Annotated in this window: 2 protein-coding genes and 2 pseudogenes; all 4 read left to right on the top strand. The window is 68.9% G+C overall.

Features of this window, described 5'->3' with window-relative positions:
- A pseudogene (locus DSP71_RS10160) lies at window positions 1-1,006 on the top strand (primosomal protein); the annotation flags it as partial.
- The gene (locus DSP71_RS10155) at window positions 1,006-2,043 is read left to right on the top strand and encodes an HAD-IIA family hydrolase (RefSeq protein ID WP_058633033.1); all 1,038 of its coding nucleotides are present in this window, start codon (window positions 1,006-1,008) and stop codon (window positions 2,041-2,043) included. The pseudogene DSP71_RS10160 and the gene DSP71_RS10155, both read left to right, overlap by 1 nt.
- Window positions 2,044-2,094: 51 nt before the next feature.
- Window positions 2,095-2,271 carry a hypothetical protein gene (locus DSP71_RS22230; protein WP_179516377.1) on the top strand — a complete coding sequence of 59 codons (177 nt, stop codon included), beginning with the start codon at window positions 2,095-2,097 and terminating at the stop codon, window positions 2,269-2,271.
- Window positions 2,268-2,391: pseudogene (locus DSP71_RS23545) on the top strand (S4 domain-containing protein); the annotation flags it as partial. The gene DSP71_RS22230 and the pseudogene DSP71_RS23545, both read left to right, overlap by 4 nt.

Raw genomic sequence — 2,391 nt, 5'->3', positions numbered from 1 at the left:
CGGCTACAACCGCGAGGGCGGCGACCGCTCCGCTGGGCGTTCCTTCCCGCAGCGCGGGGGCGCGGGTCGGGAGCGGCCGGCGCAGGCCGCCAACGAGCGTCCGCGGTTCGATGAGCCCCACATCCCCGACGATGTCACCGCGCGTGACCTCAACGGGGCGGCGCGCAACGAACTCAAGACGCTGAGCAAGGAGAATGCCGAGCACGTCGCCCGTCACCTCGCGATGGCGTCACGGCTCATCGATGAGGATCCTGCGCTCGCCCACCAGCACGCACTGGCCGCCTCCCGACGCGCCGGTCGCATCGCGATCGTCCGGGAGACCCTCGGCATCACCGCGTACGCCACGGAGGACTTCGCTCTCGCGCTGCGCGAACTGCGCACCTACCGTCGCATCTCCGGTAAGGACGATCAGATCGCTCTGATGGTTGACAGTGAGCGGGGTATCGGTCGCTCTGACCGGGCGCTCGAGACCGGGCGTGCAGTGGAGCGCTCTGCCCTCGAAACGCCTGTCCGCGTCGCACTCGCCATCGCCATGTCGGGAGCCCGGCTGGATCAGGGCGATCTCGAGCTCGCGCTCGGTGAGCTGGAGATCCCCGAGCTCGACCCCGATCGCGCGTTCGAATGGAGCCCCGCTCTGTTCGCTGCCCGTGCCGCCGTGCTCGAAGACCTCGGGCGCACCGACGAGGCGGAGTTCTGGGCGCACCGTGCCGAGGTCGCCGCGGAAGCACTCGGGATCGACGAAGCGGGCGACGAAGAGATCTTCATCGAGGACAGCCTCATCGAGGGCGAGTTCCCCGACGAGGACGACGCCTCGGCCGAGGCGTCCCAGGCGGACGCCGATGCAGCTGAGTCTGAAGCAGCTGAGTCCGATGCGGCTGAGTCCGATTCATCTGAGTCCGACGCATCAGACGAGGAAGAGCCCTCGGTCGAAGACGAGGTGCGCGAGCTGCTCGGCGAGGATCAGGACGAAGATCAGGACGCCGACGAGTCGGAGCCGGAGGCGTAGTGGCGCTGTTCTCTCGGAAGCGGTCGGCACCTACTCCGCTCGACGGTGTCGACACTGTCCTCGCCGACCTCGACGGGGTGGTCTATGCCGGTCCCGGGGCACTGCCGTTCGCGGTCGAGAGTCTCAACGAGGCGGCGAAGTCCGCTCGGCTCGGATACATCACCAACAACGCTGCGCGGACCGACGCGTCCGTGGCTGAGCACTTGAGCAGCCTCGGGCTCCACGTCCAGGCGACGGATGTCGTCACCAGCCCGCAGGCCGCGATGCGTCTGATGGCCCAGATCGTGCCCGCACCGGCGACGATCCTGGTCATCGGCGGTGACGGGCTCGTCGACGAGGTGCAGAAGGCGGGTTACACGGTCACCCGCAGCGCGGACGATGCACCCAGCGCCGTGGTGCAGGGCTTCGCGCCCGAGGTCGCCTGGACCGATCTCGCTGAGGCGGCCTTCGCATTGAAGCTCCCGGAGGACGAGGGCGGGATCCCGTGGATCGCCACCAATACGGACTGGACGATTCCTCGGGAGCGTGGCGTCGCGCCGGGGAACGGAACGCTCGTCTCCGCTGTCCACACCGCGATCGGCCGGCTCGCGACCGTCGCGGGGAAGCCGGAGGAGCCGATCTTCCAGGAGGCGCTCGCACGCTTCGGTGCGACGAAGGCGCTCTTCATCGGTGACCGTCTGGACACCGACATCATGGGCGCCAGCCGGGCGGGCATCGACTCCGCTCTGGTGCTCACGGGCATCGATCGGCCGAAGCATGTGCTGGCGGCACCGGAGGGGTCGCGTCCTACGTACATCCTCGGCGACCTGCGCGAGCTGCATCTTCCGTACCCTGAAGTGACTCAGCAGGACGGCGTCTTCCGTGTCAACGGCGCCGCCGTGCGTGTCACCGGTGCCGATGTCGAGATCGTGGCGGAGTCCGCAGAGCAGATCGATCTCCTGCGGGCGGGCGCTGCCGCCATCTGGGCCTCGGGAACGCCCGTGTTCGTGCTGCGGGTTCCCGAGCGTCTCTACGAGGATCCGTTCCACCGCCCCTGACGCCGTCGCGTGGCGCCCTCCTGCGTCGGAGGGGCCGCGTACAGTAGAACCGTGAGCGATGAGACGACGAGCGCACCGACCGATGGTCTGTGGAGTCGGCTGCGCCTGATCGAGGGTCAGCCGCTTCCTGCCCGTGCCGACGCGTATTCTGCGCTGCACGACGCGCTCTCCCGTCGCCTCGAGACCGGTGCGAAGGTCGAGCAGCGGGAGACGTCGGGATCCCGATGACGCGACTCGACGCCGCCCTCGCCTCCCGAGGACTCGCCCGTTCGCGCACCCACGCGGCGACCCTCATCTCAGAGGGGCTCGTCAGTGTCGATGGCCGACCGGTCGTGAAGGCGTCGACGT

Source organism: Microbacterium sp. H6 (assembly GCF_003314775.1).
In the GTDB taxonomy this organism is placed as follows: domain Bacteria; phylum Actinomycetota; class Actinomycetes; order Actinomycetales; family Microbacteriaceae; genus Microbacterium; species Microbacterium oxydans.
The sequence above is the reverse complement of the archived record's forward strand: the minus strand, read 5'-3'. Positions and strand labels throughout refer to the sequence as shown.